The organism is Bacillus sp. LQ16, from assembly GCF_057784645.1.
On the sequence record NZ_CM173491.1, the window covers coordinates 455,563 to 479,293 of the forward strand.

Consider the following 23,731-nt stretch of genomic DNA (forward strand, 5'->3'; position numbering starts at 1 on the left):
CTACTGATTATGAATTGAACGAATCTGCCCGTTAATAAGGGATGAAAAAGGTGTGAATTTTCACACCTTTATTATATTTAAGAGAGGAATTTACATAAATATGAAATTAGCAATTTCTTATAATGAGACGGTAAAAGAATTTTTAGGGAAAGTAGAAGGAAGTATTAAAATACCTAAAGATGTGCAAGGAACGGAACTTAGGATAAAAAGGAAAACTGAACTATTTCCAAATTTGACTCACATTGTAGATTTAATAGGAGCGACTGCAACGTGGTTATATCATATTTCTAAAGAAAAACATATTGTCGTGCTTTATCATGTAAGAGGAAGTTTATTTCCGATTACTATTGAAGTTTCTAATTTTCTCTCCTATGAAAGTTTGAATTTACAGATTGAAGAGCAACTGGAACAAATTAAAGAAATGAATGAGGAAGAAATAGAAGAGTTTCAAAACGGTAATACATTATATGAAATGTCACTTATTATTATTGGTGAAACATATTATGAGCTACAAGACACGAATACATTACAATTTGTATTTAGTAAAAATATGCAAAGTGTAGAAATAATATTTAATAGTGTTAATTGGAAGGAAACAACGATTACTCGTTATGCACAACAAATACAAGGTGTTTTAATTGGTATATCACAAAATAAGAATAATTATATAAAGAATTTTAATATTATTACAGAGGCCGAGATGGCACTTTATAGTCAAGTGAATGATACGACAGCAGTATATCCTGAGAAAAGTATCGTCGATATGTTCTATAATACTGTTACTCAATTTCCAAATCGTATAGCTTTATCTTCAAGGGAAGGTACTTTAACTTATGAGGAGCTAAATAAAAAAAGTAATCAAATAGCTCATATGTTAATTAAAAATGGCGTCCAATTAGGAGACTATGTTGGAATATTTATGAAACGTAGCATAGACACAGTAGTAAGTATGGTAGCTATATTAAAAGCTGGTGCAGCGTATGTTCCGATTGATCCAGATTATCCGGAAAGTAGAATACAGTACATTATTCAAGATAGCCAAGCGAAAGTTATATTGATGAAAGAGACGCCTATAACATGTGATGGAGTTCAAACAGTTTCAATGTATGATAGTGAAACTTGTGAAGATATAGATGTAAAGTTGTCTATTCATTGTGATGATGTAGCTTATATGATTTATACGTCTGGTTCAACAGGGAATCCAAAGGGAACGATGTTAGCACATAGAGGGGTTGTTAATCTGTACACTTGGATGCAAAAGCAATATGAATTGACAGAAGAGGATGTATTTGCCCAATTTCCTTCTTTTAGTTTCGATGCTTCTGTATGGGAGTCATTTGCTTCTTTATTCTGCGGAGGAAACTTGTATGTATTATTAGAGGAAGAGCGATTGTCTGTAGAAGCATTTGCAAATGCAATCTATAAAGTGAAAGCAACTTCGATCTTGGCATTAGCAACAATTTTTGTTCGACAAGTAGCAACTTATTTAGCAGAAGAAGATATATATAAGCTAGCTTCCCTAAAAAGAATTGCGATTGGCGGTGAAATGTTGCCTGTAGAGGTTATTAAATTGTGGAGAGAAAGAATAGGTACAAATGTTGAAATTCATAATGTATACGGACCGACAGAATGTACTGTAGTGACGACAACCTATAAAATACCTAGTCAGTTAAATGAGGATGTTGCGAGTATTCCCATTGGTAAACCATGTGCTAATTATCAAGTTATGATTTTGGATGAGAATATGAATCTTTGTCCAATTGGTGTACCTGGTGAATTATATATAGATTCAGTAGGATTAGCAAAAGGGTATTTTAATAAGCCTAATAAAACAATTGAAGCTTTTATTCAGAACCCTTTCAATCCTATAGTTAATATATATAAAACAGGTGATATTGTTAAGTTGTTAGAGGATGGAAATATAGAATTTTTACATCGGAAAGATGATCAAGTAAAGATTAGAGGACATCGTATTGAACTAGGAGAAATCCAAAGTAAAATTTCTCAAAATCATAATATAAAAGAAAATGCTGTGTTTGCTAAGAAGAGTAAGGAAGGTAGCCAATATTTAATCGCGTTCTATACAACTTTAAATAAAAAAGAAATACCAGAATTAGTTTATCAGTTACAAGAGCAATTACCAGATTATATGGTGCCATCTAAACTAATTTATATTAATGAATTACCACTTACACCTAATAAAAAGATTGATGTTAAGAAGTTAGCTCAGTTAGAAGAAAAGTATGAACCGGTTCGTCTACAAGAATATGTTGCACCTTCTAATAAAGCAGAGAAACAAATAGCGCGCGCTTGGGCGGAAGTATTAGGAATTTCAAAAGTTGGAGTGCATGATGATTTCTTTACAATTGGTGGACATTCATTAAAAGTATTACGAGTCTTAACATTGTTAAAAGAAGATTTTTCACATTTAACAATTCAAGATTTCTTTAAAGAAAGAACGATATATGGATTAGCTCGAATTGAGCGAGAAGTAAAAGTAGAGAAAGAAGAAGTATTTCGTGAATATAAAGTGATTCACGAACCAGATACTATCACGTATGCAAACGTTTTGGAAGAAAACCAGATTTCAAATGTCTTTTTAACAGGAGCTACTGGTTATTTAGGATCACACATATTATATGAATTGTTGAGAGATACATCTGCTACTATTTATTGTTTAGTAAGACCAACCAAAGATGTGCAACAAAGAATTATAGATACATTAACAGGCTACTTTAGTGATATATGTGAAGAATGGTTACAGCGTATACAGGCCGTAGCTGGTGATCTGGGGGAAGAGTATCTTGGGATGAGCGAAGAAGAATTTATGTTCATCAGTTCTAAGATGGATACGATAATTCATTGCGGTGCAGATGTAAGACATTTTGGAGATGTAAAACAATTTGAAAATATAAATGTCCAAGGAACTAGCCGTATGCTAGCATTAGCGGAGAAAGGTGCTACATTCCATTTTATTTCTACAATTGGTATCCCGTTAGAATTAGCGGTAGATCAATGGGATACATACATGAAAACTGGTGATTTTAATTACAGTGTAGACTTAGAGAATGTATATTCAAATAGTAAACTACAAGCGGAAAACATTGTTCGTGAAGCAATGAAAAATGGTTTGCGCGGAAATATTTATCGTGCAGGTAATTTAGCATGTCATTCAGAAACAGGTTCGTTCCAACAAAATATTGAAGGAAACGCATTTTATCGTCTTATTAAAACAATGCTATTAATTGGGAAAGCACCAAATGTGAAGTGGAAAGTTGATTTCACACCAATTGATTTTGCTAGTAAATCAATTGTATTGTATTTAAAAGATTCGCAAATTGTAGGAGAGACGTTACATATTTGTCATCCACATCAAATTGAGTTTGAACAATTTATACAGTTAATTGGAGAGTGTGGATACAATCTTGAAATGGTTCCACTTTCAGAATATGTAAATACCGGACTTGAATTAGCGAAGGAAAATGAAGTAATAGCAGAGTTAATTGCTTCTCAAGTTGCAGGAGATGGAGCGCAGCAATCTGAGATTGTAATGGGTACGCGTAGAACGAATGAATGGATTAAGAAAAAAGAATTGATAGTACCAGCAATCAATAAAGAATTTATACAGCAGTTATTAGCTCATGGTGAAAAAGTTGGATATTTTCCAAAAATAATGAAATGATTATGCATGCTTTTGTTTGTTCAATAAAATAAATCATGCTACAATGAAAACGAATTAAGGACCGGGGAGCCAATTGGCTGAGAGGATGTAAGTAAACATCGACCCTCAACCTGATCTGGATAATGCCAGCGTAGGGAGTTACTTAAAGTGATGTAGCATATGTTATTCTATAATAACTTGCATACAAGGCTTTCCTACGCAGTAGGAAAGCCTTTTCTTATTTTTGAAATCTAATTTTATAAGGGGGATTTTATTATGTCACAACAAGTTACAATGTCATTTTCAGTAGTACCACAAGCGAAAACGAAAGATGTATATTCTGTTGTCGATAAAGCAATTGAAGTTGTGCAACAATCGGGAGTTCGTTATGAAGTAGGGGCAATGGAAACAACTTTGGAAGGAGAATTAGATGTACTTCTTGATGTCGTTAAACGTGCGCAACAAGCTTGCGTCGATGCTGGAGCAGAAGAAGTGATTACTTCTATTAAAATCCATTATCGTCCAAGCACTGGTGTAACGATAGATGAAAAGGTTTGGAAGTACCGTGATGAATATGCAAAACCAGAAGCAATCTAAACTTATTACAACTATTTGGCTTATCCTTCTCATTGCGATATGGGAAGGATCTGTTTCATTATTTAAAATCGAACCGTGGATTTTACCAAAGCCTTCTGCCATTGTTCAAGAATTAATTGGGATGAAAGATTTACTATTACCAAATACGATGCAAACACTGCAGGAAGTTATAATTGGACTATTCTTTGCAATTTTATTGGGGACGAGCATCGCAATTATTATGGACGTTATACCGTTATTTCGTATTTTAATAAATCCATTGCTCGTTATTTCGCAAACAATTCCAATTGTTGTACTTGCACCGCTATTTATTATTTGGTTTGGATATGGGATGTTGCCGAAAGTAATGGTCGTAATACTCGTTTGTTTCTTCCCAATTGCGCTTAGTATTTTAGAAGGTTTTCAAACAGTAGATAAAAACATGTTGAAGCTGTTACAAACAATGAAGGCGACAAAATGGCAAGTTTACCAGAAAGTAAAATTTCCAGCAGTGCTTCCATACTTTTTCTCCGGTTTAAAAATTGCAGTTACATATAGCGTAATGGGGGCAATTATCGGAGAATGGCTCGGTGCAAGTGAAGGATTAGGCGTTATGCTTACGAGGGCTACAAAATCCTTTTTGACTGCCCGAGTATTTGGTGTTGCAGCAATCATCGTTATAGTGACATTATGCCTGTATTTTATCGTAGAGTTTATGGCAAGAATAACAGCACCATGGATATATAGAAAGGACGGCAGAAAATGAAAAAAGGTTTGAAAGTTATGTTAGCTGCCTTAGTAGCGGTAGGTGTGGCTGGATGTAATCCGGCGAAGAAAGAAGAAAGTGCAAGTAAAGATCAAAAAGTAAAAGTAGTATTAGATTGGTTTCCAAATACGAATCATACTGGCTTGTATGTAGCGCAAACGAAAGATTATTACAAAAAGCAAGGATTAGATGTAGAAATTATTCAACCAGGTGACAATGTAACAGCAGAGCAAATGATAGCATCAGGAAAAGCAGACTTCGCAATAAGCGCACAAGAAAATGTAACATTAGCTCGTGTGGAAGGAATTCCTGTTGTATCTGTAGGAGCGATTATTCAGCATAACACTTCAGCGTTTGCATCGCTTAAGAAAGATAATATGACGTCACCGAAAGATTTTGAAGGTAAACGTTATGGCGGCTGGGGAGGACCAGCGGAAGAAGCGACATTAAAGACGATTATGGATAAGCATCAAGCTGATTTTAATAAAGTTGAAAAAATCCTCTTAGGACAAACAGATTTCTTTAAATCAATCGGCCGTGATGCAGATTTCGAATGGATTTATTACGGTTGGGATGGTATTGAAGCGAAGCGCCAAGGAAAAGAGTTAAATACGATTATGGTGAAAGACTTAGATCCAGCGCTTGATTTCTATAGTCCTGTTATTATTACGAGTGAAAAACATACGAAGCAAGATAAAGACTTTGTGAAAAAGTTTATGAGTGCAACAACAGAAGGTTATAATTTTGCAATTAAGGAACCGAAAGAAGCTGCTGATATTTTAATTAAAGCTGTTCCAGATGTAAATAAAGATTTAGTTCAAGAAAGCCAGAAATGGTTAAGTACGAAGTATCAAGATGATGCGAAAGCATGGGGAGTACAGAAGGAAGAAATTTGGACGAATTACATGAATTTCTTATATGACAACAAAGTTATTAAAAAGAAAATCGATGTAAAAGATGCTTTTACAAATGAATTCCTTCCAAGTGAAAAATGAGCGGATTACAAATAAAAAATATAGTGAAATCTTTCGACGGAAAGAATGTATTAGAGAATATTAGTGCCTCTATACAAGAGGGAGAGTTTGTTTCTTTTGTAGGACCGAGTGGTTGCGGGAAAAGCACATTATTAAACATGATTGCAAATGTTGAAAAACCAACAAGCGGGAACGTAATGTATAAAGATAAGCAAGTACAAGAGCAAGATGTTGTTAGTTATATGCCACAACAAGATTTATTACTACCGTGGCGATCAGCTTTGCAAAATATCGTTCTTCCGTTAGAAATTGAAGGAAAGCCGAAAAAACAAAGGCTGACAGAAGGAATGGAAGCATTAAAGCAGTTCGAACTAGATGAATATGCAGACCATTATCCAGATGAATTGTCTGGTGGTATGCGTCAAAGAATTAGTTTTCTGCGCACATATTTATGTGAAAAGCCAATTATGCTGCTTGATGAGCCTTTTGGAAAGTTAGATGCATTTACAAAAATGGAAGTACATAGCTGGCTTTTAAACTCTTGGCATCAAGAGAAGCAAACAATCGTTATGGTTACACATGACTTAGATGAGGCAATCTTGCTTTCAGATTGCGTATTTATTTTATCTCAAAGACCAGCGTCAATAGTTGGCGAGGTACAAGTGAAATTACCTAGACCGAGAACGATGGATATGTTAACATCACTCGAATTAAAAAAGGATAAAGAAGAGATTTTAAGTGTGTTAGCTCCTTATATGAAAAAATAGAAAAAGCCTTTTAACAGTTTTTAGTATAATTACTGTTAAGAGGCTTTTTTTAGAATATGAAAAGATGGAGAAGGAACAAAAGGGAAAATAGAGAATAGAATATAACAGAGTAGTTTATACTCTTAATATAACAAATGTTAAAGGAGTGAAAGGATAAAATGACTTTATCAACTGTTCTTCAAATGGTTTTAGCTTGATATGGGAGAAGTCTGCCCATTTTTTAAGATTAAGCTAAATTGAAGACAGCAGGTAAAGAACCTTAATCCTTTTTTACGATAATATGTAATGGGTAAGGTGTATTCACCTTACCCATTTTTATATGCATAATTAAATAAGGCTTCATACTGTTGGTCTCTCTATTTAGCTTATGGACGATAAGTAAAGGAGAGAAAAAAATGAGTATATTAACAGTAGAAAATTTAAGTCATTCGTATGGTGAGAAAACCATCTTATATAATGCGTGCTTTCGATTATTAAAGGGGGAGCATGTTGGGTTAGTAGGGAAAAATGGGATTGGAAAATCAACACTGCTAAGAATTTTAACAGGAGAACTTATACATGATGATGGGAACATTGAATGGTTTCCACATGTGAAGGTTGGATTTTTGCAGCAGCATATAGATTTACAAGAAGGAATAACAATTGAAGGATACTTGCAAAGTGCATTTTCTAACTTGTATGCGATTGAATACGAAATGTTAAAAATTGCAGAAGAGATGGCTGAAGCAGTAGAAGTAGAAAAATTGTTAGTAAGGTATGGAGAGTTACAAACTATATTGGAAAACTCTAATTTCTATCAAATTCATACAGAAATTGAAGAAGTGGCAATTGGTTTAGGGCTGTTTGAAATAGGATTGGAAAAGGATGTTTCAAAGTTAAGTGGAGGACAGCGGACAAAGTTATTACTAGGAAAGCTTCTTCTAGAAAAAGCTGATGTTTTATTGCTAGATGAACCAACGAACTATTTAGATACAGCACATATAGAATGGTTGCAATCGTACTTGAAACTGTACGAAAAAGCTTATATTATCATTTCGCATGATGAAGTATTTTTGAACAATATTACGAATGTCATTTACCATCTAGAAGAACGAAAAGTTAAGCGATATGTAGGGGATTATGAAAAGTTTTTACAAAGTTACCAAGTACAAAGGAAACAATTACAATCGGCGTATGTGAAACAACAAAAAGAAATTGCTCAGTTAGAAACATTTATTCAAAAAAATAAAATTCGAAAAGCAAAACAGGCAAAAAGTCGAGAGAAAGTATTGGAGAAAATGCGAAGGGTTGAAAAGGTAAATAATGTACCTCAGTCCTGTTTTGCTTGTACTGTTTATAATGAACCAGTAAGTCGTATATTACAGGCTGAGAAACTAAGAGTGGGTTATAGTGAGCCGTTATTTCCAGACTTGAATTTACAAGTGAAAAAAGGAGAAAAGATAGCTATTGTTGGTCAGAATGGTATTGGAAAAACGACAATATTAAAAACGTTATTAGGTCAAATAAAGCCGCTAAGCGGTTCGATTTTTGTTGGGGACCGAGTAAATCCTGCTTATTTTGCACAGGAAGAGTTTGCTTCAGAAATAACACCGTTAGAGAAAGTTTGGGCAGAACGACCAGATATGACAAAGAAAGAAGCGCGCCAAGCATTAGCGAAGTGTGGATTGAAAGAAGAACACGTATTAAAACCTATTCGTTTATTAAGCGGTGGAGAGCAAACGAAAGTGCGTTTATGTGAACTTATCGTAACGAAAAGCAATGTTTTAATTTTAGACGAACCGACTAATCATTTGGATGTAGAAACTAAGATGGCTTTACAGGAAGCGTTACAACAATACAAAGGAACGATTTTAATTGTCTCACATGAACCTTCTTTCTATGAATCGTGGATAACAAAAGTATGGAATATAGAAGATTGGAATGCTGAACAATATGAATAAAGAAAAGGCATTAGCTTTTATGAGCTAATGCCTTTTCTTTGTGATTAACATGATTTTCGAGAACTCTTACATGAGAATTGTATGAAGAAGCACTCTTATGGTGCGCTTATAAGCGTGCTTTTTCTTTTGTTATATTTATAATAATACGAAAGCCTTTCCCTAACAGGTGACTATCTTTCTTTATATATATAGATAGTTCAAAACGGAATGAAAATAATTCCTATATATAAAGGATAATGTGGATATTATAGGAAGACAATAGAAATTAAAGGAAATTCATGTAAAATTCAAATGAACTTCATATAAACTTCATATTAGAAACTAAATATAATTATAATAGGTTATTGTAATATTTTTGATTTTTCATAAAATTAAAAGTTTGAATTTAGGAAGTCTTGCTCGAACCTAAATTCAAACTTTAGTGAAATAATTAATGGATATTACGTCTAGTTTTCGCTAATGACGGCATTTAAAAGTTCGGCAGGATTACCTGTTCCTGCACCACCAATTGTAATAGATCCACCAGGAGGAATTTCGCCATTCCATCCTGCGTTTGTAATTACATAATGATTATTTGTTTTACTACTAATTTTAGAATCCCAAACTTGTGTTAAATTGCCGCTATAATCAAATTCTAATTTCCAATTTTTAATAGGAGTCGTTCCATTATTTTTGATTATAATCGAGAAGTTATAACCGCTGCCCCAATTCGAAGTGACTGAAAATGTAGCAGTGCCATTTCCATCAGGAGGTGTCGTATTAGTTTCATCCGTTTTGACAGTAAGAGCGGTAGGTTGTGATTTATTTCCAGCAGCATCTTTGGCAATTACTGAAAATGTGTATTCTGTATTAGGTTTTAAGTTTTTAATTGTAATGCTATTTGTTGTTGTACTCCATTTCTCTTCTCCAGCAGTAATTTCATATTCCGTAACTCCTACGTTATCAGTAGATGCAGTCCAGTTTAATTGAACTGAGTTTGAATTTTTATTCGTAACTACAATATTTTTAACATTCGTTGGTGGCTCAGTATCTTTTTGACTAATAGGTCCACCAAGTAATTCTTTTACTAGCGTATCAAGTAATTTTGGACCACTACAACTATATTTTGGACTTGTACGGCAATCCCCGCTTAGTTCCCAAAACATTGCTCCACTTAAACCCTTCGTCTTTATATAGTCTGTTTTATATTTCATAGATTCATTGTCATCGTAGCTAATAAATGTGCCTGTAGTCGCATTATATAAGTAAGGTACTTTAGCTGTGTCATTCCAGTAGCGTACAAAACCATTTTTATTAACGTAATTGGCTGCTAAATCACCGTAATCATACACACCTGTGTCACCGGTAGAATAATCATCCCAAGTACCTTTAGAAGCAAGTTTCCCATCGCTACCTGGTTTGCAAGGTTGATATTGTCCGTTATTTTCTTTGCCACAACTTTTCCAGCCACGTCCGTAAAAGGGTACGCCTAATACTAGTTTATCGACTGGAACACCTTCATTTGTATAAACATTTATAGCACCATCTACGTAAAAATTCGTATTTGCTGCTGGGTCATTTGGATCCTTATATAGAGCTGCATTATGATTAGAAGTAGCTTCCCATCCGCCGTGGAAATCATATGTCATAATATTAATCCAATTGAGTATTTGAGAAATTTTCTTTAGCTCTGTATGATCAGCGTAGCGTTGGCTTGCACCTGAAGCGATTGTTAGTAAATATTGTTTGCCATCTTCAGTACCTGCTTTATTCAAAGCATTTCGGACGTCTTGAAGAAGGAGAGTGAAATTTTGTTTATCTTCAGGACGATAACTACCACCAGGAATCGTTTCAACGCCCGGATATTCCCAGTCTAAATCTACGCCATCAAACCCATATGCGCGAAGAAAAGCTACTGTAGATTCAGCAAATACTTTTCTTGTTTTTTCATCAGCGGCCATATCAGAAAAGCGGTTAGACCAAGTCCAGCCACCAACGGAAATAATTGTTTTTAAGTGAGGATATTTAGCTTTTAATCGTTTTAGTTCTCCGAAATTTCCGCAACGGGCATATTTATCGCAATCTTCCCAAGTTGTACCTGAGCCAGGATACGATTTGGTAACATCAGCCCATGGTTCCCCGAGTACAAGAGTACCATTAGGAACCTCTTTATTTTGCAATGGTACACCAGATTCTTTACAGTTCCACGTTTGTTTATTTGGATTATCAGGATGAGTAGAAGGGTTTCCATGTTTTCCATTCCAACAAATATCAGCGAAAGCATAGTTAAGGTGAGTAAGTTTTGATGCATCAATGTCAGCAACTTGATAATTACGTCCGTAAACGCCCCACGAAGGAAAGTACCCAACAATTTTTTGATTTTGCTTTGGTGAATCTGCTAATGCGAGATTTGGAGTAATAAAATTTGTGAGAAAAAGAGGTAAGAAAAGTAGTAGAGATAGTAATAGCAGTGTGAATTTTTGAGACCTCATAGCCATTTCTCCTTTCAAAATAAAAGATATATTTAAAGGCATACGCCAATAAATCAAAATGAATCTAGACGTATGAAACGTCTAGATAAAATGATCAGACATCACGAAGTCTATACAAGGGAGCTGGGGGTGATTAAATCGTAACAAATGTAAGATTTAGTGTAAACGCTTTATTCAGTTGTAAAAGACTTTCTCAATACAAAAAGGCTTGAATACAAACTATATATGAAAACGAAAGATCGGTATGGGAGGAAATAGCTCATTATAAATAAATTTGAGAAAAAATTGTATGGAGCCAATTATTAAAGACGTAGAAAGATAAGGAAATATCATGTAAAATAATAGTAAAAATATGTAAAGGAGGGAATAGTGTGGATGTGTTTTTGAACATTGCTGAAGAAAAAATTCGAAAAGCAATACGGAATGGTGATCTTGATTATCTTCCGGGAAAAGGAAAACCACTACAATTAGAAGATTTTTCAATGGTACCTCCAGAACTTAGAATGAGTTATAAAATTTTAAAAAATGCGGGAATGATTCCACCAGAAATGGAACTACAAAAAGATATATTAAAAATAGAGGATCTAATTGCTTGCTGTTATGATGAAGAAGAGAGAAAGAAATTAAGAGAAGAGTTAACAGTAAAAACGCTTCGTTTTCAGCAGGTAATGGAAAAGAGAAAGATTAAAGATAGTTCAGCTTTTCGTATGTATCAAGAAAAAGTATTTCGTAAATTACGCTAAGAGGGATAAGATGACTACATTTAAAACGATAGAAGAATTAGCGACCTATATCGAAGAACAACAATTGGTACTTCTGTTTATTAAAACGGAAAATTGTGGTGTTTGTGATGTTATGCTAAGAAAAGTAAATTGCGTATTAGAGAATTATGATTACGTAGAGAAAATAGAGATATTACTACAAGACATGCAAGAGATTGCGGGGCGATATGCCGTATTTACAGGACCGACAATTTTATTATTTTATAATGGAAAAGAGATCCTTCGAGAATCGCGCTTCATTTCACTTGAAAATCTAGAGAGAACCATTCAATTATTCGAGGAATAAGGGAGGCTTTTATATGGAATTTATTATTGTCATACTATTATTTGTTGTAGTTGGAATAATCGTAACAGCAGTTCGATCGAACAAAAAGAAGGTAAATCTTACAAAACAAAATAACATTCATAATTCATCTAACAGCTCATCACCATTATTTTTCTTTGCTGGATCTGATAATGATAGCTCGCATGATGGTGGCTCACATGATTGTGGAGGGTCTTTTGGGGGAGATAGCGGAGGAAGCTGCGGTGGTGATTGATGAAAATGCGCCTTATATAGGCGTATTTCTTTTTAAACAAACGTTTGATTAGTCGGCTTACATATGCATAAACACAGTTAAACAAACGTTTGATTAATATTTTTAACATACTAAGGGGAATGGAAATGAAAAGGGAACCGAAAGTGAAAAATAAGGGGAAAGTAGTGTTGTTTTTATTAGCTGCGGGAGGTGTAATTCTTGTTAAATTAGCATTTAAATTTGGAACAATACATATGATTCGAACTTGGTTTGAAAGTACGTTTTCTTAAATAAGGAATATAGCTTCTTGCGATAGAGGTTTTTGATTTGTTATTATTAGACTGAACGGTCGGTTTAAAGAGGTGTGAATATGAGAAGAAGTGCAGAAGAGATAAAGAAAGAAATTGCATATAAAGCAGAAAGTCTATTTTCACAGAAGGGCTATGCAGCTACATCTATGGAAGAGATTTGTGAAATTACAGAGCGAAGTAAAGGAAGCATTTATTATCACTTTAAAAGTAAAGAAGAATTATTTTTATTTGTAGTGAAACAGCATACGTATGATTGGGTTGAAAAATGGAATGAAAAAGAGAAGTTGTATAGTACTAGTACTGAAAAACTATATGGTCTCGCGGAATATCATGTAGAGGACATACAGCAACCAATTTCAAATGCAATAGAGGAATTCTCTATGAGCCAAGTTGTAAGTAAAGAGATTCTGGATGAACTGTTAGCTTTAACTAGAGAATCATATGTTATGTTTGAGAAATTAATTGAAGCAGGTATACAGTCTGGAGAGTTCCGTGAAGATAATGCTCGTGATCTTATGTATATTGTGAACGGATTATTATCAGGGCTTGGAGTACTTTACTACGAGTTAGATTATAAAGAGCTGAAACGTATTTATAAAAAGGCAATAGATGTATTGTTAAAAGGAATGGCAGCTGAATAATAAGTCAGTTGCTTTTCTTACAAAACAAATTAGACCGAACGGTCGGTTTATGGAAGGGGGATGAAAGTGAAAGCTTTATTTAAAAACCGAGCATTTATGCTCGTTATGGCATCTGATATTTTACAACAATTTGCAATTTGGATCAGAAATATGGCTCTTTTATATTTCATAATGGAGCGGACAAATAATGATCCAGTTTCAGTGTCTCTATTATCTGTCATGGAGTATGCACCTATCTTTATTTTCTCGTTCATTGGTGGTGCATTAGCAGATCGCTGGAATCCGAAAAGAACAATGGTCGCTGGAGATGTGTTGAGTGTACTGTCTATTATAGGAATTGTCCTGTTGTTAAAGCTGGATTATTGGCAGGCTATATTTTTTGCAACACTCATTTCCGCGATTGTAGGTCAGTTTTCTCAACCGTCATCGTCGCGTATATTTAAGCGCTATGTAAAAGAAGAACAGGTAGCAAATGCGATTGCATTTAACCAAACATTACAGTCATTATTTATGATTTTTGGACCAGTTGTAGGATCAATTGTGTATACACAACTTGGCTTATTTACATCACTATATAGTTTAATCATTCTATTTTTGTTATCGGCTATCGCCCTTTCATTTTTACCAAAATGGGTTGAAAAAGAGCAAGTGGCAAGAGATTCATTAAAAAATGATATAAAAGAAGGATGGAAATACGTTCTTCACACGAAAAATTTACGTATGATTACGATCACTTTTACAATTATGGGTTTAGCTGTTGGATTAACAACTCCATTAGAGGTGTTTCTTGTAATTGAACGTTTAGGCATGGAAAAAGAAGCTGTTCAATATTTAGCAGCAGCTGATGGAATAGGTATGTTAATCGGCGGTATTGTTGCTGCAATTTTCGCTTCAAAAGTGAATCCGAAAAAGATGTTTGTATTCGGTATGGGCATATTAGCGATATCATTTTTAGTAGAAGGGCTATCTACATCATTTTGGATTACTAGTTTCATGAGATTTGGAACAGGTATTTGTTTAGCTTGTGTTAATATTGTTGTCGGTACGCTTATGATTCAACTTGTACCAGAAAATATGGTTGGAAGAGTAAATGGGACGATTTTACCACTGTTTATGGGGGCAATGCTAATTGGAACTTCACTAGCTGGAGGATTAAAGGAACTAACTTCACTAGTTACTGTATTTTGTATAGCGATGGCACTTATTTTATTAGCGATAGGGCCAGTTCTACGTATGCAAATAAAGAAAGAAGCTGTCGCTAATAAAGAGGAACTAACAAATTCGTTAGCTTCGAAATAACTATTGTAAGGGAGCAAAATTGCTCCCTTTTTCTTTGAGGAACTTTTGACAACTATATGAGCCAATTATATACTGATGTTGTAAAAACGATTTTACAGGTTAGGAGCAATGGTGTGAAAAATCAAATCTATGAATTACGCACTGAAAATAATATTTCACAAGGCGCATTAGCTGATAAATGCAAGGTTTCTAGACAAACGATAAATGCAATTGAGAATAATAAATATGATCCAAGCTTAGCGTTAGCATTCCGTTTAGCTGAAGTATTAGGAACAACTGTTGATAAATTATTTTTGTACAAGCAGTAGAGTCGTTCATTATAAGGCGCACTGTTAAAAATAAAAAAGATCCTCTTCTTATGAGAAGAGGATCTTTTCTTATAGCGTTTTAGTCTTTGGACTAGGTGGTGTAACAGATGTATTATTTTCTGGAACTCTAGTGAGTAAGAATCCACCGATAATAAACAATACAATAATACTAAGAACACCAGCGTTTGTTTTTCCTGTTAATTGCGTTGTAACACCGACTAATACCGGGCCCATAATTGCGGCGAACTTACCAAAGATATTATAAAATCCGAAGAATTCATTAGCAGATTCTTTTGGTACTAGTTTTGCAAAGTATGAACGACTTAGTGCTTGAATACCACCTTGAGATGTAGCAACTAACATTGCTAAAATCCAAAAATCAAGTGTCGTTTTTAAGAAATAAGCATATGTGCAAATAATGATATAAATAATGATACCGACATATAACATTTTTTTACCAGTAAATGTTTCAGATAGTTTTCCGTATAGTAACGCAAATGGACAAGCGACAATTTGTGTTACAAATAATATGATTAATAGGTTCGTTGCACTGATACCGAGATCGGTTCCGTAAGCTGTAGACATAGTAATAATTGTATCGACTCCGTCAATATAGAAAAAGTAAGCAATTAGAAACATAAATACAGTTTTATATTCTTTAATATTTTTAAAAGTATCAGCAAGACGTTTGAAGCTCATTTTAATAGGTCTTGGATGACGCTCAATATAGTGTGTTTGCTCTACGTTTTTAAGCATCGGAATTGTAAATAACCCCCACCAAAGAGCTGTTATCGCGAATGAAATTTGACTAGCAATGCCTACTGATAAAGGGATAGTTCCTTTTTGAGCAAGAATAATAAGAGCGATACAACCGATAAAAGGAATAGTACTCCCAATATAGCCTAAAGCGAAACCTCTTGTAGAAATTCGATCCATTCTATCTTCAGAAGTGACATCTACTAAAAATGCATCATAGAAAATGTTGGCTCCAGCAAAACCAACTAAGGCGAGCATATAGCATCCTAATAATAAGTACCACTGAGATGTTGGAACGACTGCTAACATACTTGTAAATACGATACCAAGTCCAAAGAAGAATGTGAAAAATCGTTTTTTAAATCCTTTATAATCAGCAACTGTGCCGAGAATAGGAGCAAGTATAGAAATTAAAAGTGTAGCGAACGAGTTTGCATATCCCCAATATGCTGTTGAAGTTGCACCAGATAGCCCGGCTTCTTTTGCAGCTGCTTTAAAGTAAATTGGAAATAATGCAGTTGTAATGACGAGCGAATATACCGAGTTCGCCCAATCGTATAATATCCAGCTTTTTTCTTGTCTGGACATTTTTTTCATATAGTGTTCCCCCTTAAATTTGTTCTACTAACAGTGTACAAAAATAAAAATTATAAAAAGAGAAACAGTGATGATTTTTACAGAACTTTTACATATATACACAGTTCTTTACAATTGGAGTAAATCCTCTACAATTGATCCGTCTGTTTCGCCTAAGTGTAAACCGAGTAGTCTAGCGATAGTTGGACCTTCATCAATAAGTCTCATATACGGGACGGTAACGCCGGTTTTTATTCCTTTTCCAGCAGCGATAAAAATTGTTTCATAGTTAGGTTTTGTTGGAGAGTATCCATGCGTACCAAATGTATATTTTTTACTAGGCGTAACATCTTTTTCAGTAATGTCTTTTATAAAATCTCCTGTATAGTTTTCAGTGAAATAATACCCCTCTTGCGCTTCTAACATAAATAAACAATTACCATCTGCACCGCAGTCTTTCGCAGCTTCATCATGAAGTATAAATTCAATTCCATTCTGTTTATTTTGCAGCAGTTCTTCAAGGAGTAGTTGTACTTCTCGAATTGTATCCGTATCATTTTTGTCTTTCACATATACATAGGCAGACCCGTCGCAACTTTGACAATAGGCCTTCCAATCTACTAATAGCCCTTTTTTATTTATAGATACGAGGCCTTTTTGTTGGAATAGCACATTTAATTGAATCGCTTTGTTTTCACTTAAAGCGCTATGGTCACCAAGAGCGATAATTGTACTCTCTTCGTATAGGTCACTGTCTTTTAAAGTTTGAATAATTTTCCCGAGCCGCTCATCATGTCTATGAATTGCAGCTATTGTTTCGTTAGATTCAAAGCCATGATAATGTCTTTGCGTGTCTAAATCAGTGAAATGTACGAACATAACATTAGGCTTTTTCGTCTGAATGGTGTGTACAGCAGAGGCGAGGACGAAATCATCCAGCTCTGGTTGTGATAAACCATTTCTTATATGGCCGAAACGAAGATTTAAATCTAATTGGTATAGTGGGCTACCGCTAAATAAGGAAACTAACACTTGATTTTGCCAAGGTCTATTGGGGAAAATTTCTGGTAAATTGTAATCAATGTTTGCTCTCCCAGTAACAGGCCATAGAAGGGCAGCTGTCGTTAAATTTGCTTTACGCGCTTCATCATACAATGTTGTTCCTTTTATCGATTTTCGGTACCAATGCCAATCAGGTGATTCACGTCCTGGTTGAAGTAACGTATTACTAACAACACCGTGCTTGTTAGGGTAATTACCGGTTACGATTGTTGAGTGGCTTGGATATGTTACAGAAGGATAAATTGGTTCTACTTTTTCGACAACCGTGCCCTTTTTTATTAGAGATTGGAAATGAGGTAGTTTTTGTAGTATAGGAAAATCTAAAGCTGATAAACAGTCGAATGATAAAATAATGACACGATTCGTTAATGCTTTATCCATAAAGTAATCCTCCTAATTATATAAAACCTATTCTTATATATTACTATTAATACCTAGTAATAAAAATATGTTTCTGAATAAAATTTATTGTTTATTTTCAGAAAAATTAAACATATAATAAGTATAAGGGAATCTATGGACGGAGGGAATAGTATGGACTGGTTAGATGGATTCGGTATATTTTACATCATTGGTGGCATCACAATTCTCCTTGTATTTGCTATTTCATATTTACTAAAGAAACGTTTTCCAGACAAACAGTTTGATATTATATTTGCACTGATTGTAATACTTCTTTGCTTAGCATCATTTCCTGTTACCATGATGGTTATTGGTGGGTGGGAAGGAATGGGATATGGATTTATTGGTTTCTTCGTTCTACTAGGTACACTTATTGGTATGATTGCACATCAACTTGTAAAAATCTCTCGAAAAAGCTACGTATAAAACTGTAAAAAATGAAAAGAATATATAATAATAAGAAAATTAGCTATTGTTTTAAAAAAGAATTTGTATTATGATAATCAACAAATTTATTTCGTTATAACGATGAAAAAGGACTAGTACATATTCAACCTTTTTAGCAGAGAGAGAATCCGCCAGGCTGAAAGATTCTTAAAAAGGCAATATGGAACCTGCCTTTGAGTTCTGCATATGCAGCGGGAATTTCCCGTTATCAAAAAGAGAGCATGCGCAATTTTTGTGCATGAATCAGGGTGGTAACGCCGGCAAAGCTCGGTCCCTATTTAGGGACGCGGGCTTTTTTGTATTTTCTAGAAGGAGGAAGACTGACTATGGCAAAAGAACAAGTGCAAGCCATTACGAAGATGGAAGAGGACTTTGCGCAGTGGTATACCGATATTGTAAAAAAAGCCGAACTTGTTGATTATTCAAGTGTAAAAGGGTGCATGATTTTACGTCCGTATGGTTATGCCTTATGGGAGAATATGCAGAAGGTGATGGATGAGAAGTTAAAAGAAACTGGCCATGAAAATGTATATATGCCAATGTTTATCCCAGAGAGTTTATTGCAAAAAGAGAAGGATCATGTTGAAGGATTTGCTCCTGAAGTAGCATGGGTTACACATGGCGGGGATGAAAAGTTAGCGGAAAGACTTTGTGTACGTCCTACATCTGAAACTTTATTCTGTGAGCACTTTTCAAAAATTGTGCAATCCTATAATGATTTGCCAAAGTTATATAATCAGTGGTGTTCAGTAGTTCGTTGGGAGAAGACAACTAGACCATTCCTTCGTACGACTGAATTTTTATGGCAAGAGGGTCATACAATCCATGAAACGGCAGAAGAATCGCAGGCTGAAACATTAAATATTTTAAACTTATATGCTTCTTTCTGTGAGGATTATTTAGCGATACCAGTTATTAAAGGACAAAAAACAGAAAAAGAGAAGTTTGCTGGAGCAAAGGCAACTTATACAATTGAAAGTTTAATGCATGATGGAAAAGCGCTTCAAACAGGAACCTCTCATAACTTTGGGACGAATTTCTCAGAAGCATTTGATATTAAGTTTTTAGATCGTAACGGTAAATGGCAATATGTGCACCAAACATCTTGGGGTGTATCAACAAGAATGATAGGCGGGCTAATAATGGTTCATAGCGATAATAATGGACTTGTAATGCCACCAAAAGTCGCTCCAGTGCAAGTTGTTATTGTACCAATTGCTCAGCATAAAGAAGGAGTTTTAGCAAAAGCAACAGAGTTACAAGGACATATTCAAAAGGTTGCACGAGTAAAAATAGATGCTAGTAATAAAACGCCTGGTTGGAAATTTAATGAGTATGAAATGAAGGGTATTCCAATTCGATTAGAAGTTGGTCCTAAAGATATTGAAAAGAATCAAGTTGTACTTGTAAGAAGAGATGCGAAGGAAAAAGAATTTGTACCAATGGATCAATTAGAAGAACGTATTCCAGCATTACTTGAAGAAATTCATAGTTCTTTATTTAATAAAGCAAAAGCATTTCGCGATGAGAATACGTATGCTGTGACAAATTTCGAAGAGATGAAAAAAGTAGCTGACGAAAAGCAAGGCTTTATTAAAGCAATGTGGTGCGGGGAATTGGCTTGTGAAGAGAAACTAAAAGAAGAAGTAGGAGTATCTTCACGTTGTATGCCTTTTGAGCAAGAGCATTTAGCTGAAGAATGTATTTGTTGTGGTAAAGAAGCTAAACAAATGGTGTATTGGGGAAAAGCGTATTAATACTCTTTTGATAGGTGATAAAAAGGACTTTGGGCTGCATAATAAAATGCAATCCAAAGCCCTTTTTAGTTTTATACATTATTTCATGTACTTTTTAGATGGAAGGATGTTGTTCTTATTTTACGTTTTTACGACGAATAAACAGTAACATACCAATGAGGAATGTTGAAAGACCCATTAAAATAGATATAGGGTAATGCGTTGCAGTATTAGGTAATTTATCACCTTGTTTTTTTGTATTATCTTTTACATTACCACCTTGAGAACCGTTGCCCTTCTGAGAATTGCTATCGCCTTTAACACGATTGCCACCTTGAGAGCCATTACCCCCTTGAGAACTGCTATCACCTTTAACACGATTGCCACCTTGAGAGCCATTACCGCCGTGAGAGCCACTGCCACCAGAACCGTTACCGCCAGAACCGTTACCACCGGAACCGTTACCACCGGAACCGTTACCACCGGAACCGTTACCACCGGAACCGTTACCACCGGAACCGTTACCACCGGAACCGTTACCACCGGAACCGTTACCACCGGAACCGTTACCACCGGAACCGTTACCACCGGAACCGTTACCACCGGAACCGTTACCACCGGAACCGTTACCACCGGAACCGTTACCACCGGAACCGTTACCACCAGAACCATTGCCACCAGAGCCACTGCCACCAGAACCGTTACCGCCAGAACCATTGCCGCCAGAGCCACTGCCACCAGAACCGTTACCGCCAGAACCATTGCCACCAGAACCGTTGTCACCAGAGCCACTGCCACCAGAACCGTTACCGCCGGAACCATTGCCGCCAGAGCCATTGCCACCAGAACCGTTACCACCAGAACCGTTACCACCAGAGCCACTGTCGCCAGAACCGTTACCGCCAGAACCATTGCCACCAGAACCGTTGCCACCAGAACCACTGCCGTCAGAGCCGCTACCACCAGAACCGTTACCGCTGGAACCGTTGTCACCAGAGCCACTGCCACCAGAACCACTGCCGTCAGAACCACTACCACCAGAACCGTTACCGCCGGAACCATTGCCGCCAGAGCCGCTGCCGCCAGAACCACTATCGTCCTGAGAACCGTTATTTCCTGGAGGTTTATTATTATCCTTTAAATTTCCTTCTGCAAAATGATCGCTATTTTGTACAACAGCGTTTGTTAATGGTTGGAAGTTCTCAGTTGCAGCATTACCGATATTTAAACCGCTAAAAAAAGATAAAGAGAGTGTTGATGCTAAAATGAAGATTTTCGTCATGGTTTTCCTCCTAAGAAATTAATATTCCATCTAAAATACATCCCTTTGTAATATTTCTTAGGAAAAAGAGTTTTATGCAAAAAAAACTATATATAGAAAAAGGTGGTGTATTTGTCAAAGCAGAAAAGAGTTAATGTAGATTTCCTACAAATAGTAGAGGCGGGGAATTTACATTCATAACGGTAGAGGAAGTGGCAGTAGATGAAAGAGTACATAGCGTTTGATATTGGCGGTACGCAAATTAAGTATGGCATTGTTTCAGAAATAGGGAGAGTATTAAAGCGTAAAACAGTTGCAACAGAAATTCATTTAGGCGGAGAACAAATTATTCAAAAACTTATATATGTATCCAAAAAAATAATGAATGAACATACTATTGCAGGAATTGGTATTAGCACTACGGGAATTGTTGATATTAATAAAGGAATTGTGACGGGAGGTGCGGATCATATTCCGGGATATAGTACTATTCCTATTATTGATAGATTGCAAGAGATATTAAAAGTACCAGTATCGATTGACAATGATGTGAATTGTGCAGCGTTTGGAGAAAAGTGGAATGGTAGTGGAAGAGAGAAAGAGAACTTTATTATGCTCACCCTTGGAACAGGAATTGGGGGAGCAATTTTTATAGATGGAGAATTGTACCGAGGACATTCATTTAGTGCTGGTGAATGGGGGAATATGTTAATAGAAGGAAAAACGTTTGAAGAGGTTGCTTCGATTTCAGGATTAATTCGGCTTGTAAGAAAATATAAAGGCAAAGGCGAGTGGAATGGGAAAAGAATTTTCGAGTTGTATGATAAAGGAGATCGGGAAGTTGCTCAAGCAGTTGGGATCTTCTTTAAACATTTGGCGATCGGAATTAGTAATCTTGCTTATATTTTTAATCCAGAAACGATTATTATTGGTGGAGGAATTACCGATAGAGGAAATGAGTTTTTAAAAGAAGTAAAAGAGGAGGTCAGTAAATACTTAAATCAAGAGATTTATAATAATTGTGAGATTGAACTTGCGCAAAACGGTAATTGTGCAGGAATGATTGGTGCTATTTACCACTTCTTACATCATCATAAGTAAATTATATGAATGTTTTCATATAACTGAGAATTTATCCTTTTTATCGCTAGGTAAATAATGCTACAATATAAGAGAAGAATACAATATTTTCCGATTTGGAAAATGCTTTGTAGAAAGGGAGAAACTTCATGCCTATTATTTTAGAAAAAGGTCAAAAGATCGATTTAACGAAAGGACAACCAAAAGTAGCAAAACTACAGGTTGGCTTAGGCTGGGATCCAATTGGGCAATCAGGTGGATTTCTGTCTTCATTATTTGGAAGTAAACCAAATGTAGATTGTGATGCATCTGTTGTTATGTTAGAAGGAGATCGTTTTTTAAACAAAAATGATTTAGTTTACTTCGGAAATAAACTTTCTACTTGTGGTAGTATTATTCATTCAGGAGATAATTTAACAGGCGAAGGCGCTGGTGATGACGAAACAATTTTCGTAGAATTACATAAAGTTCCGAGCCGTATTAATCGTTTAGTATTCGTTGTAAATATTTATGACTGTGTAAATCGTCGTCAAGATTTCGGGATGATTCGTAATGCATATATTCGTATTCAAAACCCGCAAACTGGTGAAGAATTAGCACGCTATAATTTATCGGATAATTACGCTGGCAAAACGACTCTAATTGCAGGTGAAATGTATCGTCACGGAAGTGAATGGAAGTTTTCAGCAGTTGGAGAAGGAACACAAGATAAAAACTTAAGTGAGATTGTATCACGTTATCAATAAAATAACCGAGGAGGAATTGTGTATGGCATCAATTTCATTGAAAAAAGGACAAAAGGTAGACTTAACAAAAACGAATCCAGGTCTTTCAAAAGTTCTTGTAGGACTTGGTTGGGATACGAATCGTTATGATGGACAAAACGATTTCGATTTAGATGTTAGTATTTTCTTAGTAGGTGCTAACGGTAAAGTTTCAGGTGCAGAGGATTTCGTCTTCTATAATAACCCAAAAGGTGCGAATGGTGCTGTAGAGCATTTAGGAGATAACCGAACTGGCGAAGGTGAAGGCGATGACGAATCGATTAAAGTAGATTTGAAAAATGTACCTGCACATATCGAACGTATTTGCTTCACAATCACGATTTACGATGGAGAAGGACGAAGCCAAAACTTTGGACAAGTTTCTAACTCTTTCGTACGTATTTTAGATGAAGAAAAGAATGCAGAATTAATTCGTTACGATTTAGGAGAAGATTTCTCTATTGAAACAGCCGTAGTAGTAGGTGAATTATATCGTCATGCAGGTGACTGGAAATTCAATGCAATCGGAAGTGGATTCCAAGGTGGATTAGCGTCTCTATGTAATAATTTTGGTTTAGATGTAGAGTAATAGATTTGATTTATATATCCATCGGTGAAAGGCGTGTATACCGA

Annotated in this window: 22 protein-coding genes, 1 riboswitch and 1 other annotated feature; of the genes, 18 read left to right on the forward strand and 4 right to left on the reverse strand. The window is 35.4% G+C overall.

Features of this window, described 5'->3' with window-relative positions; genetic code table 11:
- The first annotated feature begins 100 nt into the window (after window positions 1–100).
- From AC3EMB_RS02310 to AC3EMB_RS02335, 6 genes are all read left to right on the forward strand, one after another.
- Window positions 101–3,682 carry a non-ribosomal peptide synthetase family protein gene (locus tag AC3EMB_RS02310; RefSeq protein WP_488517437.1) on the forward strand — a complete coding sequence of 1,194 codons (3,582 nt, stop codon included), beginning with the start codon at window positions 101–103 and terminating at the stop codon, window positions 3,680–3,682.
- A 52-nt stretch (window positions 3,683–3,734) separates the two neighbouring features.
- A riboswitch (TPP riboswitch) is annotated at window positions 3,735–3,836 on the forward strand.
- A gap of 101 nt (window positions 3,837–3,937) precedes the next feature.
- Window positions 3,938–4,258, forward strand: a complete 321-nt coding sequence (locus AC3EMB_RS02315; protein ID WP_000082906.1) for an MTH1187 family thiamine-binding protein — start codon at window positions 3,938–3,940, stop codon at window positions 4,256–4,258.
- Window positions 4,230–5,003 carry an ABC transporter permease gene (locus AC3EMB_RS02320; RefSeq protein WP_001057164.1) on the forward strand — a complete coding sequence of 258 codons (774 nt, stop codon included), beginning with the start codon at window positions 4,230–4,232 and terminating at the stop codon, window positions 5,001–5,003. The genes AC3EMB_RS02315 and AC3EMB_RS02320 overlap by 29 nt, the downstream gene beginning before the upstream one ends.
- Window positions 5,000–5,998, forward strand: coding sequence for an ABC transporter substrate-binding protein (locus tag AC3EMB_RS02325; protein WP_488517438.1), 999 nt, complete (start codon window positions 5,000–5,002; stop codon window positions 5,996–5,998). Before AC3EMB_RS02320 ends, AC3EMB_RS02325 begins: the two co-directional genes overlap by 4 nt.
- Window positions 5,995–6,744, forward strand: coding sequence for an ABC transporter ATP-binding protein (locus AC3EMB_RS02330; RefSeq protein ID WP_098311787.1), 750 nt, complete (start codon window positions 5,995–5,997; stop codon window positions 6,742–6,744). The genes AC3EMB_RS02325 and AC3EMB_RS02330 overlap by 4 nt, the downstream gene beginning before the upstream one ends.
- 395 nt (window positions 6,745–7,139) lie before the next feature.
- Window positions 7,140–8,684: an ABC-F family ATP-binding cassette domain-containing protein gene (locus tag AC3EMB_RS02335; RefSeq protein WP_488517439.1), complete on the forward strand. Its 1,545-nt coding sequence runs from the start codon at window positions 7,140–7,142 to the stop codon at window positions 8,682–8,684.
- Window positions 8,685–9,130: 446 nt separating this feature from the next.
- Here the strand turns inward: AC3EMB_RS02335 and AC3EMB_RS02340 are convergent, their stop codons facing one another.
- A complete protein-coding gene (locus AC3EMB_RS02340; RefSeq protein WP_488517440.1) occupies window positions 9,131–11,155 on the reverse strand; it encodes a glycosyl hydrolase family 18 protein in 2,025 nt (674 codons plus the stop codon).
- Between the two features lie 371 nt (window positions 11,156–11,526).
- On the opposite strand from AC3EMB_RS02340, the gene AC3EMB_RS02345 reads away from it, so the two are divergent.
- The 7 genes from AC3EMB_RS02345 (at window position 11,527) to AC3EMB_RS02375 (ending at window position 15,014) form a co-directional block, all read left to right on the forward strand.
- Window positions 11,527–11,898 (forward strand): DnaJ family domain-containing protein, encoded by a 372-nt coding sequence (locus tag AC3EMB_RS02345; protein ID WP_017657409.1) that lies wholly within the window; start codon window positions 11,527–11,529, stop codon window positions 11,896–11,898.
- Window positions 11,899–11,908: 10 nt separating this feature from the next.
- Window positions 11,909–12,223, forward strand: coding sequence for a thioredoxin family protein (locus AC3EMB_RS02350; RefSeq protein WP_064532164.1), 315 nt, complete (start codon window positions 11,909–11,911; stop codon window positions 12,221–12,223).
- Between the two features lie 13 nt (window positions 12,224–12,236).
- A complete protein-coding gene (locus AC3EMB_RS02355; protein ID WP_089170349.1) occupies window positions 12,237–12,476 on the forward strand; it encodes a hypothetical protein in 240 nt (79 codons plus the stop codon).
- 125 nt (window positions 12,477–12,601) lie between these two features.
- On the forward strand, window positions 12,602–12,745 hold the full coding sequence (locus AC3EMB_RS02360) for a hypothetical protein (RefSeq protein ID WP_000817985.1): 144 nt from the start codon (window positions 12,602–12,604) through the stop codon (window positions 12,743–12,745).
- Between the two features lie 80 nt (window positions 12,746–12,825).
- Window positions 12,826–13,407, forward strand: coding sequence for a TetR/AcrR family transcriptional regulator (locus tag AC3EMB_RS02365; RefSeq protein WP_001254447.1), 582 nt, complete (start codon window positions 12,826–12,828; stop codon window positions 13,405–13,407).
- 66 nt (window positions 13,408–13,473) lie between these two features.
- Window positions 13,474–14,706, forward strand: coding sequence for an MFS transporter (locus AC3EMB_RS02370; RefSeq protein WP_098125818.1), 1,233 nt, complete (start codon window positions 13,474–13,476; stop codon window positions 14,704–14,706).
- 56 nt (window positions 14,707–14,762) lie between these two features.
- Window positions 14,763–15,014: a helix-turn-helix transcriptional regulator gene (locus AC3EMB_RS02375; protein WP_002023181.1), complete on the forward strand. Its 252-nt coding sequence runs from the start codon at window positions 14,763–14,765 to the stop codon at window positions 15,012–15,014.
- 69 nt (window positions 15,015–15,083) lie between these two features.
- On the opposite strand, the gene AC3EMB_RS02380 is transcribed toward AC3EMB_RS02375, so the two are convergent.
- On the reverse strand, window positions 15,084–16,367 hold the full coding sequence (locus AC3EMB_RS02380; protein ID WP_000738820.1) for an MFS transporter: 1,284 nt from the start codon (window positions 16,365–16,367) through the stop codon (window positions 15,084–15,086).
- A 108-nt stretch (window positions 16,368–16,475) separates the two neighbouring features.
- Window positions 16,476–17,789 (reverse strand): alkaline phosphatase family protein, encoded by a 1,314-nt coding sequence (locus AC3EMB_RS02385; protein WP_053565342.1) that lies wholly within the window; start codon window positions 17,787–17,789, stop codon window positions 16,476–16,478.
- Between the two features lie 153 nt (window positions 17,790–17,942).
- Here AC3EMB_RS02385 and AC3EMB_RS02390 point away from each other — a divergent pair, with 153 nt between their 5' ends.
- Both AC3EMB_RS02390 and proS read left to right on the forward strand, forming a co-directional pair.
- Entirely contained in the window at window positions 17,943–18,236 is a 294-nt protein-coding gene (locus AC3EMB_RS02390) for a YesK-like family protein (RefSeq protein WP_000383860.1), read from the forward strand.
- Window positions 18,237–18,329: 93 nt separating this feature from the next.
- Window positions 18,330–18,536 (forward strand) — a binding site (T-box leader).
- Window positions 18,537–18,583: 47 nt separating this feature from the next.
- Window positions 18,584–20,014, forward strand: a complete 1,431-nt coding sequence (gene proS / locus AC3EMB_RS02395) for a proline--tRNA ligase (protein WP_098125820.1) — start codon at window positions 18,584–18,586, stop codon at window positions 20,012–20,014.
- Between the two features lie 115 nt (window positions 20,015–20,129).
- Here the strand turns inward: proS and AC3EMB_RS02400 are convergent, their stop codons facing one another.
- Complete coding sequence (locus tag AC3EMB_RS02400) at window positions 20,130–21,275, reverse strand: cell wall anchor protein (RefSeq protein ID WP_488517441.1); 1,146 nt, start codon at window positions 21,273–21,275, stop codon at window positions 20,130–20,132.
- 201 nt (window positions 21,276–21,476) lie between these two features.
- Here AC3EMB_RS02400 and AC3EMB_RS02405 point away from each other — a divergent pair, with 201 nt between their 5' ends.
- The 3 genes from AC3EMB_RS02405 to AC3EMB_RS02415 all read left to right on the forward strand — a co-directional run bounded on the left by AC3EMB_RS02405 (window position 21,477) and on the right by AC3EMB_RS02415 (window position 23,687).
- Window positions 21,477–22,355, forward strand: a complete 879-nt coding sequence (locus AC3EMB_RS02405) for an ROK family protein (RefSeq protein ID WP_340719541.1) — start codon at window positions 21,477–21,479, stop codon at window positions 22,353–22,355.
- 128 nt (window positions 22,356–22,483) lie between these two features.
- Window positions 22,484–23,080: a TerD family protein gene (locus AC3EMB_RS02410; RefSeq protein ID WP_001121586.1), complete on the forward strand. Its 597-nt coding sequence runs from the start codon at window positions 22,484–22,486 to the stop codon at window positions 23,078–23,080.
- A gap of 22 nt (window positions 23,081–23,102) precedes the next feature.
- A complete protein-coding gene (locus AC3EMB_RS02415; RefSeq protein WP_000146729.1) occupies window positions 23,103–23,687 on the forward strand; it encodes a TerD family protein in 585 nt (194 codons plus the stop codon).
- Window positions 23,688–23,731: the final 44 nt, after the last annotated feature.

Excerpts from the sequence above, each read along its gene's own strand:
- AC3EMB_RS02310 (WP_488517437.1), top strand. The coding sequence starts at position 101 with ATGAAATTAGCAATTTCTTATAATGAGACGGTAAAAGAATTTTTAGGG.
- AC3EMB_RS02410 (WP_001121586.1), top strand. The coding sequence starts at position 22,484 with ATGCCTATTATTTTAGAAAAAGGTCAAAAGATCGATTTAACGAAAGGA.
- AC3EMB_RS02330 (WP_098311787.1), top strand. The coding sequence starts at position 5,995 with ATGAGCGGATTACAAATAAAAAATATAGTGAAATCTTTCGACGGAAAG.
- AC3EMB_RS02340 (WP_488517440.1), bottom strand. The coding sequence starts at position 11,155 with ATGAGGTCTCAAAAATTCACACTGCTATTACTATCTCTACTACTTTTC.
- AC3EMB_RS02320 (WP_001057164.1), top strand. The coding sequence starts at position 4,230 with ATGAATATGCAAAACCAGAAGCAATCTAAACTTATTACAACTATTTGG.
- AC3EMB_RS02380 (WP_000738820.1), bottom strand. The coding sequence starts at position 16,367 with ATGAAAAAAATGTCCAGACAAGAAAAAAGCTGGATATTATACGATTGG.
- AC3EMB_RS02390 (WP_000383860.1), top strand. The coding sequence starts at position 17,943 with ATGGACTGGTTAGATGGATTCGGTATATTTTACATCATTGGTGGCATC.
- AC3EMB_RS02315 (WP_000082906.1), top strand. The coding sequence starts at position 3,938 with ATGTCACAACAAGTTACAATGTCATTTTCAGTAGTACCACAAGCGAAA.
- proS (WP_098125820.1), top strand. The coding sequence starts at position 18,584 with ATGGCAAAAGAACAAGTGCAAGCCATTACGAAGATGGAAGAGGACTTT.
- AC3EMB_RS02350 (WP_064532164.1), top strand. The coding sequence starts at position 11,909 with ATGACTACATTTAAAACGATAGAAGAATTAGCGACCTATATCGAAGAA.
- AC3EMB_RS02355 (WP_089170349.1), top strand. The coding sequence starts at position 12,237 with ATGGAATTTATTATTGTCATACTATTATTTGTTGTAGTTGGAATAATC.
- AC3EMB_RS02375 (WP_002023181.1), top strand. The coding sequence starts at position 14,763 with ATGAGCCAATTATATACTGATGTTGTAAAAACGATTTTACAGGTTAGG.
- AC3EMB_RS02365 (WP_001254447.1), top strand. The coding sequence starts at position 12,826 with ATGAGAAGAAGTGCAGAAGAGATAAAGAAAGAAATTGCATATAAAGCA.
- AC3EMB_RS02360 (WP_000817985.1), top strand. The coding sequence starts at position 12,602 with ATGAAAAGGGAACCGAAAGTGAAAAATAAGGGGAAAGTAGTGTTGTTT.
- AC3EMB_RS02325 (WP_488517438.1), top strand. The coding sequence starts at position 5,000 with ATGAAAAAAGGTTTGAAAGTTATGTTAGCTGCCTTAGTAGCGGTAGGT.
- AC3EMB_RS02335 (WP_488517439.1), top strand. The coding sequence starts at position 7,140 with ATGAGTATATTAACAGTAGAAAATTTAAGTCATTCGTATGGTGAGAAA.
- AC3EMB_RS02400 (WP_488517441.1), bottom strand. The coding sequence starts at position 21,275 with ATGACGAAAATCTTCATTTTAGCATCAACACTCTCTTTATCTTTTTTT.
- AC3EMB_RS02385 (WP_053565342.1), bottom strand. The coding sequence starts at position 17,789 with ATGGATAAAGCATTAACGAATCGTGTCATTATTTTATCATTCGACTGT.
- AC3EMB_RS02405 (WP_340719541.1), top strand. The coding sequence starts at position 21,477 with ATGAAAGAGTACATAGCGTTTGATATTGGCGGTACGCAAATTAAGTAT.
- AC3EMB_RS02415 (WP_000146729.1), top strand. The coding sequence starts at position 23,103 with ATGGCATCAATTTCATTGAAAAAAGGACAAAAGGTAGACTTAACAAAA.